This is a genomic window from Reyranella sp., assembly GCF_965279465.1.
GTDB lineage: Bacteria > Pseudomonadota > Alphaproteobacteria > Reyranellales > Reyranellaceae > Reyranella.
This window is the reverse complement of the sequence record NZ_OZ257242.1, coordinates 5,495,264-5,509,474: the sequence shown is the minus strand read 5'-3', so window position 1 is coordinate 5,509,474 and position 14,211 is coordinate 5,495,264. Positions and strand designations below refer to the sequence as shown.

At 66.7% G+C, this 14,211-nt stretch carries 12 protein-coding genes; 6 read left to right on the top strand and 6 right to left on the bottom strand.

Annotated elements, in window-relative coordinates:
• Positions 1-63 precede the first annotated feature (63 nt).
• From ACQY8M_RS26925 to ACQY8M_RS26910, 4 genes are read left to right on the top strand one after another with little or no spacing between them, the layout of a single operon-like run.
• The gene (locus tag ACQY8M_RS26925) at positions 64-1,281 is read left to right on the top strand and encodes a pyridoxal phosphate-dependent aminotransferase (protein ID WP_428662200.1); all 1,218 of its coding nucleotides are present in this window, start codon (positions 64-66) and stop codon (positions 1,279-1,281) included.
• A 7-nt stretch (positions 1,282-1,288) separates the two neighbouring features.
• Positions 1,289-2,059, top strand: a complete 771-nt coding sequence (locus tag ACQY8M_RS26920; RefSeq protein WP_428662198.1) for an ABC transporter ATP-binding protein — start codon at positions 1,289-1,291, stop codon at positions 2,057-2,059.
• The gene (locus ACQY8M_RS26915) at positions 2,056-2,865 is read left to right on the top strand and encodes an ABC transporter permease (protein WP_428662195.1); all 810 of its coding nucleotides are present in this window, start codon (positions 2,056-2,058) and stop codon (positions 2,863-2,865) included. The genes ACQY8M_RS26920 and ACQY8M_RS26915 overlap by 4 nt, the downstream gene beginning before the upstream one ends.
• Before the next feature lie 8 nt (positions 2,866-2,873).
• Complete coding sequence (locus ACQY8M_RS26910) at positions 2,874-4,160, top strand: J domain-containing protein (protein ID WP_428662192.1); 1,287 nt, start codon at positions 2,874-2,876, stop codon at positions 4,158-4,160.
• Positions 4,161-4,334: 174 nt separating this feature from the next.
• Here ACQY8M_RS26910 and ACQY8M_RS26905 read toward each other — a convergent pair whose 3' ends face one another.
• The 3 genes from ACQY8M_RS26905 to mepA all read right to left on the bottom strand — a co-directional run bounded on the left by ACQY8M_RS26905 (position 4,335) and on the right by mepA (position 6,987).
• The gene (locus ACQY8M_RS26905; RefSeq protein WP_428662189.1) at positions 4,335-5,075 is read right to left on the bottom strand and encodes a hypothetical protein; all 741 of its coding nucleotides are present in this window, start codon (positions 5,073-5,075) and stop codon (positions 4,335-4,337) included.
• A 13-nt stretch (positions 5,076-5,088) separates the two neighbouring features.
• The gene (locus ACQY8M_RS26900) at positions 5,089-5,988 is read right to left on the bottom strand and encodes a hypothetical protein (protein WP_428662186.1); all 900 of its coding nucleotides are present in this window, start codon (positions 5,986-5,988) and stop codon (positions 5,089-5,091) included.
• A gap of 159 nt (positions 5,989-6,147) precedes the next feature.
• The gene (mepA, locus tag ACQY8M_RS26895; RefSeq protein ID WP_428662183.1) at positions 6,148-6,987 is read right to left on the bottom strand and encodes a penicillin-insensitive murein endopeptidase; all 840 of its coding nucleotides are present in this window, start codon (positions 6,985-6,987) and stop codon (positions 6,148-6,150) included.
• 166 nt (positions 6,988-7,153) lie between these two features.
• On the opposite strand from mepA, the gene ACQY8M_RS26890 reads away from it, so the two are divergent.
• The gene (locus tag ACQY8M_RS26890; RefSeq protein WP_428662181.1) at positions 7,154-7,957 is read left to right on the top strand and encodes an enoyl-CoA hydratase/isomerase family protein; all 804 of its coding nucleotides are present in this window, start codon (positions 7,154-7,156) and stop codon (positions 7,955-7,957) included.
• Positions 7,958-7,961: 4 nt separating this feature from the next.
• Positions 7,962-8,804 carry a TauD/TfdA dioxygenase family protein gene (locus ACQY8M_RS26885; RefSeq protein ID WP_428662178.1) on the top strand — a complete coding sequence of 281 codons (843 nt, stop codon included), beginning with the start codon at positions 7,962-7,964 and terminating at the stop codon, positions 8,802-8,804.
• On the opposite strand, the gene metG is transcribed toward ACQY8M_RS26885, so the two are convergent.
• The 3 genes from metG to ACQY8M_RS26870 form a co-directional block, all read right to left on the bottom strand.
• Positions 8,776-10,398, bottom strand: a complete 1,623-nt coding sequence (gene metG, locus ACQY8M_RS26880; RefSeq protein WP_428662175.1) for a methionine--tRNA ligase — start codon at positions 10,396-10,398, stop codon at positions 8,776-8,778. The two genes, ACQY8M_RS26885 and metG, sit on opposite strands and share 29 nt — an antisense overlap.
• 210 nt (positions 10,399-10,608) lie before the next feature.
• Positions 10,609-13,044, bottom strand: a complete 2,436-nt coding sequence (locus ACQY8M_RS26875; RefSeq protein WP_428662173.1) for a penicillin acylase family protein — start codon at positions 13,042-13,044, stop codon at positions 10,609-10,611.
• 4 nt (positions 13,045-13,048) lie between these two features.
• Complete coding sequence (locus ACQY8M_RS26870; protein WP_428662170.1) at positions 13,049-14,206, bottom strand: CaiB/BaiF CoA transferase family protein; 1,158 nt, start codon at positions 14,204-14,206, stop codon at positions 13,049-13,051.
• Positions 14,207-14,211: the final 5 nt, after the last annotated feature.

Genomic DNA, 14,211 nt, shown 5'->3' with positions numbered 1-14,211 from the left:
AAGCCAGGCTCGGCCTCGCTGCCAACAATAGTCCGGTGCGGCCGGGTGGCGAAGAAGTAGCCGATGCGCTACGTGCAACGCATGGAATTAGACCCTCGTTTCCTGCCCGCCGGGCTTGGCGCGTCGCTCAGCCGGGCGATCGCCCACGACCTCACCGAGACCGGCATCTCCGAAGTGGCGATGACGGTGTTCGGCGACCCCGACGTCGTGCCACTGTGGTTTGGCGAAGGCGACTTGGTGACGCCCGGCTTCGTGCGTGATGCGGCCGCCGCTGCGCTGCAGGCAGGCGAAACCTTCTACACCTGGCAACGCGGCCTGCCCGAGCTGCGCGCGGCGCTGTCGACCTACACCGAGCGGCTGTACGGCATCGAATGCGCCGCCGACCGCATCTCGGTCACCACCGGCGGCATGCAGGCGATCCTGCTGTGCTGCCAGATGCTGCTCGATCCGGGCGACAATATCGTGATCGTCTCGCCGATCTGGCCGAACATCAGCTCGGCGACGCGCCTGATGCGCGGCGAGCCCAAATACGTCGCGCTCGATCGCACGAAGGAGGGCGCCTGGTCGCTCGACGTGCAGAAGGTGTTCGACGCCGTCGACTCCCGGACGCGCGCGATCTTCGTGAACTCTCCCGGCAATCCGACCGGCTGGACCATGAGCTCGGACCAGCAGCGCGCGCTGCTCGACTTCGCCCGCAAGCGCGGCCTGTGGATCATGGCCGACGAGGTTTATGCCCGCCTGATCTACACCCGTGCCGTCGCGCCGTCGTTCCTCGAGCTCGCCGAGCCGGACGATGCGCTGCTGGTGCTGAACAGCTTCTCCAAGCCGTGGGCGATGACCGGCTGGCGCATCGGCTGGCTAACCCATCCCGCGGCCCTGGGCGATCAGCTCGCCAAGCTGGTGCAGATCAACACCTCGGGCCTGCCGGCCTTCCTGCAGCGCGGCGCTATAGCGGCGCTGGAGAAGGGCGATGCCTTCGTCGAGCAGATGGTCGAGCGCTGCCGCGCCGGCGGCGAGCTGGTGTTCCAGCGCCTGTCGGCCAACCCACGGGTCACGATCGCCCGGCCGGAAGCGGCCTTCTACAACTTCTTTTCGGTCGACGGCGTCGACGACACGATGGCGTTCTGCAAGCAGCTCGCACGGGACTACAAGGTCGGGCTGGCGCCGGGCGAGGCCTTCGCCGCGGGCGGGCAGGGCAACATCCGGCTTTGCTTCGCCTCGGGCGCAGAGCGGCTCAGCAAGGGCCTCGATCGCATCGAAGCGGCGATCAAGGCGCTATGATGCGGCCATGGCCGATTCCCTGTCCCTCGAGGTCCGGCACCTGCGCAAGGTGTACGGCGAGATCGTCGCGGTCGACGATCTGACCTTCTCGACGCCGCGCGGCGCCGTTCTCGGCCTGCTGGGCGGCAACGGTGCGGGCAAGACCACCACCATCGCCATGCTGCTCGGCCTGCTGGAGCCCACGGCCGGCGAGATCCATGTGCTCGGCATCGACATGCGGCGCCGGCGCTACGCCGCGTTGCCGCGCATGAACTTCTCGTCACCCTATGTCGACCTGCCTCACCGGCTGACCGTGCGCCAGAACCTCGCCTTCTATGGCCGTCTGTACGGCGTCAAGGATCTTGCCGGCCGGGTCGAGGAGATCGCCCGACACATGCAGATCGCACCGTTCCTCGATCGCCAGGCCGGCAAGCTGTCGGCCGGGCAGAAGACCCGTGTGGCGCTTGCCAAGGCGCTGATCAACCGGCCGGACGTCCTGCTGCTCGACGAGCCCACCGCCTCGCTCGATCCCGACACCGCCGACTGGGTACGCGGCTATCTCAAGGACTATCAGGCCGAGACCCATGCCACGATCCTGCTCGCCTCGCACAACATGGGCGAGGTCGAGCGGCTGTGCGACGACGTGATCCTGCTGCAGTCCGGCCGCGTCTTCGAGCGCGGTTCCCCGCGCGAGCTGATCGAGCGCTTCGGCCGAGAGGACATGGAGGAGGTGTTCCTCGACATGGCGCGCGGCCGCGGGCGCGGGCTCGAGGCGCTGAAGAAGGACGCCGCGCAATGAGCGGTGCGATCCACGATTCCGCACAACGCATCTACGCGCTGGTGCTGCGCCACATCCACATCTGGCGCAGCTCGGTGATGCGCCTGATCGATTCCATCTACTGGCCGGCGGTGCAGATGGTGATGTGGGGCTTCATGACCCAGTACCTGATGCCGCAGGCCTCGTTCGTGGCGCAGGCGGCGGGCGTGCTGCTGTCGGGCCTGCTGCTGTGGGAGGTGGTCGTGCGCGGCAACCTCTCGCTCTCGATCGCCTTCCTGGAGGAGATGTGGTCGCGCAACCTCGGCCATCTGTTCGTGAGCCCGATCCGATCGTGGGAGATGGCGACCGGCATCATCATCGCGGCACTCCTGCGCACCTTGCTGGGCATGATCCCGGTATCGCTGCTGGCCTGGGCCTTCTTCGGCTACAACATCTACACGCTCGGCCTGCCGCTGGTCGCGTTCTTCTTCATCCTGCAGATGTTCTCCTGGTCGATCGGGCTCGCCATGTCCGGCATGATAATGCGGGTCGGCCAGAGCGCCGAGAGCTTCGCCTGGGCCGCCGTCTTCATCCTGATGCCGGTGAGCGGCGTCTACTATCCGGTAAGCGTGCTGCCGAAGTGGCTGCAGGCGATCTCCCTGGGCCTGCCGCCGGCCTATGTCTTCGAGGGCATGCGGGCGATCATGGTCGAGAAGGTCGTGCATTGGGACAATCTCGGCATCGCCTTCGGCCTGTCGGTGGTCTATCTCGTGGTCGGCTTCCAGATATTCCAGTGGTTCTTCCGGCTGTCGCGCAGGGCCGGGACGCTGCTGGGGCAGGGCGAGTAGCCGCGGCCATGGGCGGTGTTCCGACGCGGGGACTGCGTTGGGTCGGCGCTCTGGTCGAGACGGCAAAGGCCGCCTGGTATCTGTTCCTGCGAACGGCGCGGCTGGTCGATCCTGTCTTTTCCGTACCGGGACGGCACCGGGGAATCGAACGCGGAAGCGCCGATGCGCCGCGCCGGGTACGCCTGCGGTTCGCGGATGATCCGCGATTGACGTCCGAGGATCCGGTCCTGCGGGTCTTGCGGCAACGCGCTGCCCTGGAACTCTTCGAATGGCTCGGCTTGGACCAGATTCCGATGGGTTACTGGACGCTGCTCGATCGCATGGGTGATCCGTCGAAGGCGCTCATGGCATTCATCTCGAACTACAGCTTCGATGCGACGCTGGTTCGCAGGCGCGACGCAGCGGAACTCGCGGCCTTCCGGAATTTCGTGCTTTTCGTGTGCCAGGTGGAGGAGTCGCTCGACCTCGTCTCGAAACGGCAGCGCGCCCTGCTGGATCGGCACATGCACTACGGCGAATATGCCACTGTTCGCGGTCTTCTCGAACTGTTCGTGGCGCTGAACGAGATAGGGAATCTCTTCGAGCGATCGCCGGCTCCCTACCGTTTTGCGGCCTTTGCGAGGCACACAAGCGAGATTGCGACCTTCCGTGAGATCGCCACCCTCGCGGATCTCGACGCTATGAAGGCGATGCTCGAGGTGTCGCGACGGTACGCACGCCTGACGTGGCGCTTCAGGACTGCGGCCGAGCGCAAGGAGATGCTCGAAGCGGCAGCCGCGGGCGGGTGGGCGTCGCTGTCGCAGCATGACCAGGCGACCTGCGCTGACCTGCTGTCCGATTTGGCGCAAAGCCGAAGCGCCCTGATGGACGACGCCGATTGCGATGTCCCGGAAGAGTTGGAAAAATTCGAGGGCCGCGTCGAATGGCTGGCCACGGTACTCGACGAAGCGGCGAAGCGGGCAAGGGACGCCGCTGCCGCCCGCCGCGCCGCCGAGGAACGCCGACGGCGCGAGGGAGAAGCGCGTCGGCAACGGGAGCGGTGGAAGGAGGACGAAGGCCGGGCCGGGCCGGATTTCGACGGCCGCGAGGCGCACGGTCTTTCCCGCGACGAGCTGCTTCGGATCTTCGGCTTTCCGCCGGGCGCCTCGCCGCAACTGGGCGCGTTGCGGAGAGCATTCATCAGGGAAGCGCTCAAGACTCACCCCGTGCCCGGCCAGCCTGACTATCGGGAGCGCAACGACCGGTTCCGGATTCTCAAGGATGCCTACGAACGGCTGAAGATCGCCCTCGGCTGAGTGGGTGTGAACTCTTGCATGGTCGGTTGCTGGGAGCGCGGCTCTCCAGAGCCGCTCATGGGATGTGGCAACCCGAAGAAAGAGCGGCTCTGGAGAGCCGCGCTCCCAGCGGTCCAAAACTTGCGCGGGGGCGCCACTCCAGTGGCGCGTCGTGCGTCGTCATTGCCGCGGCCATCAGTTGCCCCGCCTGGCGCGGATCTCGATCCTCCGCCGATTGCGGTCTTCTTTCTGGTCGCTTCCGGTCGACAACGCGTCGTTGACGTCGATGACCTGCGCGCCGGAGAGCGGGAGTATCTGCATCTTCAAAGCCTTGAGACCGGGGTCGGCGAGCAGGTAGCGCGCGACCGCGGCGGCTCTGGCCATGCCGAGGCCGGCATTGTCCGTGGCCTGGAGCTGCTGGGTCGTGTCCGGGCTGGCACCGGACCGGAGGAACGGGATCAGCATGTAATCGAGATTGGAGTTCCGCGTGCCGACCGGTACTTCGTCGGTATGGCCGATGACCTCGATGATATTGACGTTGTAGGTGCTCGCGTAACGAAGCAGCTCGGGCACCTTCTCGCGGGTCAGCTTGTCGCGGAAGTCCGCTGTCAGGGACGCGTCGCCGGATTCGAACTTGTAGCCCTGCTGTTCCTCCAGAGTGATGATCGGCGGTTTGTCGTTCAGCTTCTTGATCTCGTCGACGAGCCGCCTTTCCCGCGCCTCGAGCGCTGAGATATCGAGCAGGAGCTGGCTGTTGCGCTTGCCAAGGTCCGAGATCTGCTTGTCTGTGTCGGGAAGGGCAGGGGGCGGCGGCGGCGGCGGCGGCGGCCGAGCCGCCTGAGTGGCGTATAGCGCCAGGATCAAGGTTGCGAGGGCGAAGATCGACATCAGCAGATAGATGACTTCCTGCCCGAGTTGCAGATGCAGGGTGCGCAAGCGGGTGCGCTGTCTAGAGCTTGCCGGAGCCAAGATCGGATTCGGTGTTTGGCCGGATGAAGCGGTCGACGCTTCCGATCAGGTCGCGCAGGCCATTGAGCAGGACCCCGCCGGCCTGGAGCTTGCCGGAGAAGTCGTCGATCTGGTCGCCAAGTGACTGCAGGTGCTCGACCAGCGGGGCGGTACCGATTTCGTCGAGTTCCTCCGAGGACCTCGCCACCGAATCGTTCAGGGCGCGGATGCGCACCTCGAGCTCGGCAAGCTGCTCGACAATCAGGTTCGATCTTCCGTCGATGCCCGTGGCGAGCGCTTCGAGACTGGCGGCAACGCGGGTTGCGGCATCCTCATATCCCTCGGCACTGGCGTCGATCGCGGTGGACAGTGCGGTCATGCTTCGAGCCATGCCGGCGGCACGCTGCGCAAGCTCGCCGAGCGCCTGAGAGGTGTCGAGAGGGGCCTCGGCTTCTGTGATGCTCGATTTCCGGGCTTCGACGAAGCGCAGGACCATGGCGATGACGGGGGCGGCCGCCGCGCACGCCAGGCCCTCGGCGAAGACTCGCGCGACCTGCCGGACGATGCTCTCGGAAAAGCCCTTGTTCCGGGCGAGCTCGGCATCGACGTAATTGCCGGCAATGGCAACGTGCAGGATCAGGGACGCGATGCCGCAGGTTATGATCGCGTCCGAGGCGACGTGGGCATCGATGCCGGCCGCTCCGTCGGTTGTCAGCCAGTCGCAGCTCGCGCCGTACCAGATGGACGTGATGACGAAGAGAACGACGTAGACGAAATGGGCATCCTGGCTGACGACATAAGCTGCAGCGCCCACCAGCACGGCGAGATAGACGGCCAGATTGAGGAGCGGGTTGGCAAAGCAGAGCCGCCATGGGGCCGAGGGTGTCGGAGTCTCTGTCATCCTGTGGAAGTCCGGGACAGCCTTCACCTCATCATCGAGGATGCAGGAAGGATAACGAAGTCACTCCGGCGGCGCTACTTTACGCTCGCGCGTGCATCAATCGCGCTTGTTGAACGAGGCCCATTCCCGCAGCGCTACGACGATCATGACGCGGGAACATCAGGGCGCGTTCATTACGGCAGTGCAGGCCGCGGGCAGCTTCGGCCGGTAAGGCTTCTGCACCGCGTCGGGCGGCGGCAGCCTGACCGGCGGCGCCCTGAACCAGAGCTCGAGCGGCTCCCCGCAGCCATCGTCGCTGTAGTAGCCGGCCTGCGGCTGGCACTGCGGATTGCCGGGCGGGCAGTAAAGGCGCACATGGAAGTGCTCGTCATGCCCGACCCAGACGACGAGCTTGTTCAGCCAGGCGCGATTGCCGGTGGCGGTCTGGCAGGTTCGTTCCTTGATGAACTTGTTCACGAAGATGCGGTCGACGTTGGGCATTTCCGCCGCCGTGCGGAGCAGGCTCAGATGCGCCGGGGAGTAGACGGTGTCGTCGATGCCGGTGTCGTCGGCCTTGACCAGGGAGCGCAGCCGCGGGTTCTCGCGGTCGGCCGGGGCGCGGCGGGCGCCGGGCTGGCGTTCGAACCAGATGTCGGCGTCGAGTCCGACCTGGTGGCTGGCATGGCCGGAGGGGGCCGGCCCGCCGCGTGGCTGCCCAATGTCGCCAATGTAAAGATGTGCCTGCCCGGCAGCCCGCATTCTGGCTGCCAATGTCTGGATGTAGTCGATCATCACCGGCTGGCCCCAGTAGCGGTTGCGGCTGATCCGGATCGCCTCGTAGCCGGGCCCGTCGAGCGGCAGCGGCTGCGCCCCCTGGAGGCAACCCGCACTGTAGAAGCCGATCGACTGGGTGGGTCCGGGTGACGGCGTCGACACGGTCGACCAGTCCGCGGCGGCCGTGGGCCATACCGTGGCGCACGCCAGGAACACGGCGAGGAACGAGGCAGCGAAATGCTTCATCGAGCGAATCATCGCCCATGACGAGGTCGCTGTCATCCCGTGGGCTCTTGCCTTCCTCCCTTCGCGTAGCCAGGAGGGAACTCCACTCGCCGACGTGTCTATGTCTCGTTTCGGCTGCCGGTAAGGATCGCTCGCGGCGCTCGGGATGACAATGTAAGAAGCCGGAATGGTCGATTACGCCAACATCACGCTCGCACGAGACGGTGCGGTTGCACGGCTGACGCTGAATCGGCCCGACCGGCGCAATGCGTTGACCCACGCCATGATGCTGGAACTGGAGGACGCGTTCGGCCGCCTGCGGGATGACGGATCCTGCCGCGTGCTCGTGCTGCGCGGCGCCGGCGGGCATTTCTCGGCCGGCGGCGATCTTGACGCGATGGCCGACATGCCGCCGCCGCCGGCTGGCGGGACGGCCGATCCGCTGATCGCGGCCTATCGCCAGTTCGGCGACGCGCTGCTGGCGCTGAACGATCTGCCGCAGGCCACGGTGGCGATCGTCGAGGGCTCGGCGGTGGGCGGCGGCTTCGGCATGGCGTGCTGCTCCGATGTCGTCATCCTGCACGAGAGCGCACGCTTCGGCATGCCTGAGCCGAAGGTGGGCTTCATCCCCTCGCAGATCATCCCCTTCGTGGTGCGGCGGATCGGGGCAGGTCCCGCGCGCGACCTCGCCGTCACTGGGAGGGTCATCGACGCCGCGGAGGCAAGACGGCTGGGCGTCGGCAGCCATCTCTGCGCCGGCATCGCCGACATCAACCGGGCGCTCAAGGCGGTGCTCGACGACGTGCTGAAGCTCGAACCGCAAGCCGTGGCGGCGGTGAAGCGTCTGGTGCTGTCCTGCGCCACGGAGGATGATCGCGCCGTGCTCGACGACGCGGCTGAGAGCCTCGTTCGGCTGTTGCGCCGGCCGCAGGCGAGGGAAGGCATCGAGGCCTTCAAGGGAAAGTCGGCTCCGTCGTGGGCCAAGGGATGAGACGATGAAGAACTATCGTCATATCGAGGTGAGGCCGATCGCGGGCGCGCTGGGTGCGGAGATCTCGGGCATCGACATGGCGCAGGATCTCGATACCGAGGTGGTGTCGGAAGTGCGCCACGCGCTGCTCGAGCATCTGGTGATCTTCCTGCGCGACCAGAAGGCCACGCCGTTGCAGCAGCTCGCCTTCGCGAAGAAGTTCGGCGAGCCGGTCGAGTATCCGCAGCTCAAGGGGCTGCCCGAATCGCCGTTCATCACGCCGGTGGTGAAGCTCGAGCACGAGCGCAACAACTTCGGAGGCATCTGGCATTCCGACACGACCTACCTGCCGGTTCCGCCGATGGGCAGCATGTTGCTGGCCCGCGAGGTGCCACCCTATGGCGGCGACACGCTGTTCGCCAACCAGTATCTCGCCTACGAGACGCTGTCGGAGGGGCTGAAGCAGACGCTCGACGGGTTGATCGGCGTCAGCGCCTCGTCCAAGGCCGACGTAACCAAGACCCGCGAGGATGCGCTGAAGCAGGCCGGCTCGGGCGCGACACCGAAGAACCTCGAAGCCGAGCATCCGCTCGTGCGCACCCATCCGGAGACCGGCCGCAAGGCGCTCTACACGTCGGTGGCGCATACCGCTCACATCAAGGGCTGGACCGAGAAGGAGAGCCTGCCGCTGCTGCAGTTCCTCTGGGACCACCAGGTCAAGCCGGAGTTCACCTGCCGCTTCGGGTGGAAGGTCGGCTCGCTCGCCTTCTGGGACAATCGCTGCGCCATGCACAATCCGATCAACGACTATCACGGCTTCCGCCGGGTCATGCACCGCATCACGCTGGCCGGAGACAAGCCGCGCTGATCTTCGGGAACAGCACGGGCGGCACGCGAAGTCTCCGTCCTGCCGGGAGGGTGTCGGCGCTTGTCGGCCAGGCGACTGGTTCGCCGATGCAGTCCAGCACCTCTTCCGCGGCAAAGGGGATGAACGGCCATGCGGCGAGGGCCGCGATCCTGACCAGGTTGAGGCCGGTATGGACGACCGTCGCGGCACGTGCCTTGTCGGTCTTGATCGCAGTCCAAGGCGCGGCCTCGCTGAGATAGGCGTTCGCCAGCTTCCAGATCGCGCGCACTTCCTCCGCGGCTTTGCGGAAGGCCAGCGCTTCGTGATGGGCGCGCAGGTTGGCGAGGTGAGCGTCGAGGTCGATGGCGAGCTGCCGTTCGAGGGGACCGGGCTTACCGGGCTGCGGCACCGTCGCATCGAAGCGTGTCGCAGCGAAGGACAGGCATCGATTGACGAGGTTGCCGAACACGTCGCCCAGGTCCTTGTTCACGCCGTCGACGAAGCGTTCGACGGTGAAGTCGGTGTCGCTGCTCTCCGGCGCGTTGGCGGCGAGCCACCAGCGCCAGCAGTCGGCGGGACAGGCATCGAGTGCCGTGTCAGTGAAGATGCCGCGCCGGCCGCTGGTCGAGAACTTGCCACCCTCGAAGGTCAGCCAGTTGAAACCCTTGATCACGTCGACCAGCTTGAAGGGCAGGCCCGAGCCGAGCAGCGTCGCCGGGAAGCTGATCGCATGGAACGGCACATTGTCCTTGGCGAGGAACTGCAGGTATCGCACGTCGTCGGCCTGCCACCACGCGCGCCAGTCCGCGCTCGCTTCGAGGGCGGCTGCGATGTAGCCGATCGGCGCATCGAACCAGACGTAGAAGACCTTGTCCTCGAAGCCCGGCTTGGGCACCGGCACGCCCCACTCGAGATCGCGCGTGATGCAACGATCGCGCAATCCCTCGTCGAGCCACTTGCGCGCGATCGACTGGACCAGCGCCGGCCAGTCGCGGCGCGTCGCGAGCCACTCGCGCAGCCGGCCCTCCAGCGCCGAGAGTTTCAGGAACAGATGGCGCGTCTCGCGGAACTCGATGTCGGTTGCTCCGGAGATCGCGGAGCAGGGCGTCACGAGATCGCCGGGGTCGAGCAGATGCGTGCACGCCTCGCATTGGTCGCCGCGCGCGCCGGTGTTGCCGCAATGGGGGCAGGTGCCGACGACGTAACGGTCCGGCAGGAAGCGGCCGTCCGTCGGCGAGTAGGCCTGCCGGATGGTCTTCGGCTCGATGAAGCCCGCAGTATCGAGCGCCAGGAAGATCTCCTGCGTCAATCTGCGATTGGCCTCGCCCGAAGTGCGGGAAAAATGATCGAAGGACAGGCCAAACCCGCGGTAAATGACGGCCTGAACTGTGTGCTGGCGTGCGCAATAGTCGGCAACCGGCAGGCCGGCCGCCTGTGCCGCCAGCTCGGCGGGCGTGCCGTGCTCGTCGGTGCCGCAGAGGAACAGCACCTCGTGTCCCGTCTGTCGCCGGAAGCGGGCGTGGATGTCGGCGGGCAGGAGCGAGCCCGCGAGATTGCCGAGATGTTTGACGCCGTTGACGTAGGGCAGCGCGCTGGTGATCAGAAATCGGGTCATGGAACTCTCCGGCCCCTTGCGGGGCTATTCGCGTCGTTTGCGGACATGAAAAAGCCCTTCGCGCAGGAAGGGCCGGAGAGAGCGATCAGGCGTCCAGCGCCCGCGCGTCAGCGTTCCGTCCCATCCTGCCGAGGGGCACGGCGCATTCGAGGCGTGAGGTTGCGGGCGAGCGCGAACATCGCGGGAATATTGTCTCTCATGGCTCGCGCGTCAACGGGCGTCCGGATTGAGCGTGATGATGCCGACGGCGCTGCGGACGAGCTCGGCACGCGTGCCCATGATCTCGACATAGCGCAATGCCTTCCAGCTATCGACGAAGTTGTGCGACCAGCGCGACATCATGTTGCCCGACTGGCCGAGCGGAATGGCGAAGCGGCTGTTGTCGAGATCGCTGAAATCGTAGACCGCGCGATAGCCCGCGCCGTGAACGTCCTCGAACGGCATCGGCCCGCGGTAGCTCGGATTGGCACGGTTGAGCGTGTTCGCACCGCCATCGGACGGGAAGCGCACCGACGCCACATCGCGCAGGAGCGGGACGGTGTCGAACAGCGGATGGCGGTGGGCGGCCGGATGCTCGATGCCCCACTGCCAGCTCTCGACGTCGGGACCCTGCCGGCGCGCGATCCAGCCGAGCGCGCGCTCGAGCGCGGCCGCGATCACGTCGTCGCAGCTTTCGACCGCCGCGGTCCTCGGGTTGTCACACCATTCGGGCTTGTCGCGGAGGATGCGCTGGATCAGCAACAGGTTGGGTGCGGCAAGGTCATAGTAAAGCTCATCGCCCAGCCGGCCGGCGAGCAGGCCGCGCTGCAGCTCCCAGATCCAGGCGTCGTAGATCAGCGGCTCGGGCCGGCGCGCCAGCATGAAGCGGTTCCAGCGGCCCATTATCTCGCGCACCCTGATTGCACGCGGGTTGCGCGCCTCGGGTTTCAGCAATAATGGCACCATCTCCGCTGCGTCGGGCGTGAGGTTGTCGGCCTGGATGGCGATCATGCCGTAGACCGGATGGCGCTCGACCTCGCGCAGCAGCTGGTTGGCGCGGCGCTGGCGGTAGGGCGCCGCCCAGTCACGAGTGATGAAATAGCGATAGTCGTCGGGCACCAGCCGCGCATTGGCATTGACGATGATGCCGCTCGCCGGATTGTAGACCCGCGGCAGGTCGTCGAATGGCACGAAGCCCGCCCAGTCGTATTCGCCGGTCCAGCCGGGCGAGGGCAGCGAGCCGTCGCCCTTGCGCCGGATCGGCACGCGCGCCGGCGATATCAGGCCGATGTTCCCGGCGGTGTCGGCATAGACCACGTTCTGCATCGGGGTGATGACACGGCGCGTGGCGGCGAGGAAGTCGTTCCAGTTCTGAGCTTGGCTGATGCGCAGCAGGCCTTCGAGCGAGGTGTCGCCGCCGTCGAGCGCCGTCGCCTGCAGGGCCAGCACATGGCCGGCCGGCGAGTATTCCTCGGGCTTGCGCGCGAAATCGTCGATCACCACGCCATGACGGGTGCTGCGCACGCGCAGGCGCACCGGATCGCCCCACAGCACGTTGATCGTCTCCTCGCGCATCCCGAACGGGCGCGCGCCGTCCGGCGTGAGGTAGCGGCCGGGATCGGTCGGATCGACCCGCTCGACGAACAGGTCCTGGCTGTCGAGGTTGGTGGTGGTGAAGCCCCAGCCGATCGTGCCGTTGTGGCCGAGCACGATGCCCGGCGAGCCCGGCGACGTGGCACCGCGGATGTCGAAGCCCGGCCCGACCAGCCGCGCGAGATACCAGGTGCCGGGAAAGCCGAGCGACAGATGCGGATCGTTGGCCAGCAGCGGCTTGCCCGACACCGAATGCGCGCCGGACAGGACCCATTCGTTCGAGGCCTCGCGCTTGCGAGTGGCTGAATTGTCGGTGGCGCGGTAGAGGCGGTCGAGATCGAGGCCGTTCAGCGCCTCGTTGACCAGCGACAGCGTGGCGTCGCGGCCTTCGCCCGGCGAATCGATCAGGAATTTCATGGCCTCGTCGCCGATCTTCTTGGCAAGCCGCAGGCGCAGCAGCTCGCTGCGCCAGTTGCCGTCGAGCCCGAGCGCCATGATCTTCGCCCAGACCATCGAATCGGCCGGCTGCCAGGCGTCCGGCCGGTAGCGTCCGAGCGACAGCAGCTTGACCAGCGTGAGTTCGAGGCCGAACTGCTGGTTGTCGGCGGCGAGCCAGGCATTCACGCCGGCCGAGTAGGCCTCGAGCATGCTGCGAATGGCGGGAGAGAGCGCGCCCACGCTGTCCGACGCGGCACGATAGAGCCCGAGCCCGCGCATCGTGCGGTCGGTTTCGACGATGCCGTTGCCGACGATCGCCGGCGGCACGATCTCGGACAGCCGGCCCTGGCCGAGCCGGCGCATCATCTCCATTTGCCAGAAGCGGTCCTGGGCATGAACGAAGCCCAGGCCGAAGGCAGCGTCCTCGATCGATCCCGCGATGATGTGCGGGATGGCGTGCTTGTCGCGCACGATCTCGACCGACGCTTTCAGCCCCTTGCTGTCGAGGCGCCCGGCATAGGCGGGCAGGGCGCCGCGCACCTGGAAGTAGGCGCCGGCGCAGAAGACGAGCACAGCCAGCACGAGGCCGGCCAGCAGCTTTGCCAGCCCGGCGGCGAGGCGGACGAGCGCCCGCACCGAGTTAGCCGCCGATATACGAGAGAATGGCGGCGCGGTCGGCGTCGAGGTCGGGGGCGGCGCGGCGGGTCGTGGGATCGGCGAAGGCCGACATCTTGAGTGGATTGCCGGCCAGCTTCAGCGTACCGCCGCTGCCGTCGGGCACCTCGACCAGCATGTTGCGCGCCGCGACCTGCGGATGGGCGATCGCCTGCTCGATGTTGTTGATCGGCCCGCACGGCACGCCGCCCTTGGAGACGACCTCGATCCAGTACGCTGTCGGCCGGCCCTTGAGCACCGATTCGATCGCGAGCTCGAGCTGCTTGTGATGCTTCTGGCGCAGGGCGTTCGACTTGTAGTCGGGGCTGGAGGCGAGTCCTTCGAGGCCGAGCGCGCCGCACATCTTGACGAACAGGCTGTCGTTGCCGGCCGCGATGATGATCGCGCCGTCGGCCGTCTTGAACGCCTGGAACGGCGTGATGGTCGGATGGCGCGCCCCGAGCGGGCCGGGGATCTCGCCCTCGACCGTATAGCGCATGATCGCGTTCTCGAGCAGCGCGAGTTGGCAGTCGAACATGGCGATGTCGACCTTCGTGCTCTCGCCGGTCTTCGTCCGATGGACCAGTGCGGCGTTCACTGCGACCGCCGTATAGAGGCCGGCGCCGATGTCGCCGATCGACATGCCGACCCGCGACGGCGGCTGACCCTCGTTGCCGGTGATGCTCATGATGCCGCCCATGCCCTGCATGACCATGTCATAGGCAGGGTCCTTGGAATTCGGGCCGGTATGGCCGAAGCCCGAAGCCGAGGCGTAGATCAGCTTGGGATATTTGGGATGCAGCGTCTCCCAGCCGTAGCCCAGCTTCTCCATCGTGCCGGGCCGGAAGTTCTCGACCACGACGTCGGCCTTTTCCAGCAGCTTCTCGAAGATGGCGCGGTGCTCGTCGTTCTTGAGGTCGAGGGCAATCGATTCCTTGCCGCGGTTGATCGAGGCGAAGTAGGTCGACTTGCCGTTGACGAAGGGCCCGTAGGCGCGGGCGTCGTCGCCGCCCTTGGGCGGTTCGACCTTGATCACCCGGGCGCCCATCTCGGCCATGAGAAAGGTGCAGTAGGGGCCGGCGAGGATGCGCGACAGGTCGATGACGGTGATGCCCGAGAGGGGGCCGCTGGAAGTCTGGGTCATATCAC

What these genes read in the sequence shown, in the direction of transcription:
- ACQY8M_RS26925 (WP_428662200.1), top strand. Translation starts at nt 64, where the DNA reads ATGCGCTACGTGCAACGCATGGAATTAGACCCTCGTTTCCTGCCCGCC.
- ACQY8M_RS26920 (WP_428662198.1), top strand. Translation starts at nt 1,289, where the DNA reads ATGGCCGATTCCCTGTCCCTCGAGGTCCGGCACCTGCGCAAGGTGTAC.
- ACQY8M_RS26915 (WP_428662195.1), top strand. Translation starts at nt 2,056, where the DNA reads ATGAGCGGTGCGATCCACGATTCCGCACAACGCATCTACGCGCTGGTG.
- ACQY8M_RS26910 (WP_428662192.1), top strand. Translation starts at nt 2,874, where the DNA reads ATGGGCGGTGTTCCGACGCGGGGACTGCGTTGGGTCGGCGCTCTGGTC.
- ACQY8M_RS26900 (WP_428662186.1), bottom strand. Translation starts at nt 5,988, where the DNA reads ATGACAGAGACTCCGACACCCTCGGCCCCATGGCGGCTCTGCTTTGCC.
- mepA (WP_428662183.1), bottom strand. Translation starts at nt 6,987, where the DNA reads ATGAAGCATTTCGCTGCCTCGTTCCTCGCCGTGTTCCTGGCGTGCGCC.
- ACQY8M_RS26890 (WP_428662181.1), top strand. Translation starts at nt 7,154, where the DNA reads ATGGTCGATTACGCCAACATCACGCTCGCACGAGACGGTGCGGTTGCA.
- ACQY8M_RS26885 (WP_428662178.1), top strand. Translation starts at nt 7,962, where the DNA reads ATGAAGAACTATCGTCATATCGAGGTGAGGCCGATCGCGGGCGCGCTG.
- metG (WP_428662175.1), bottom strand. Translation starts at nt 10,398, where the DNA reads ATGACCCGATTTCTGATCACCAGCGCGCTGCCCTACGTCAACGGCGTC.
- ACQY8M_RS26870 (WP_428662170.1), bottom strand. Translation starts at nt 14,206, where the DNA reads ATGACCCAGACTTCCAGCGGCCCCCTCTCGGGCATCACCGTCATCGAC.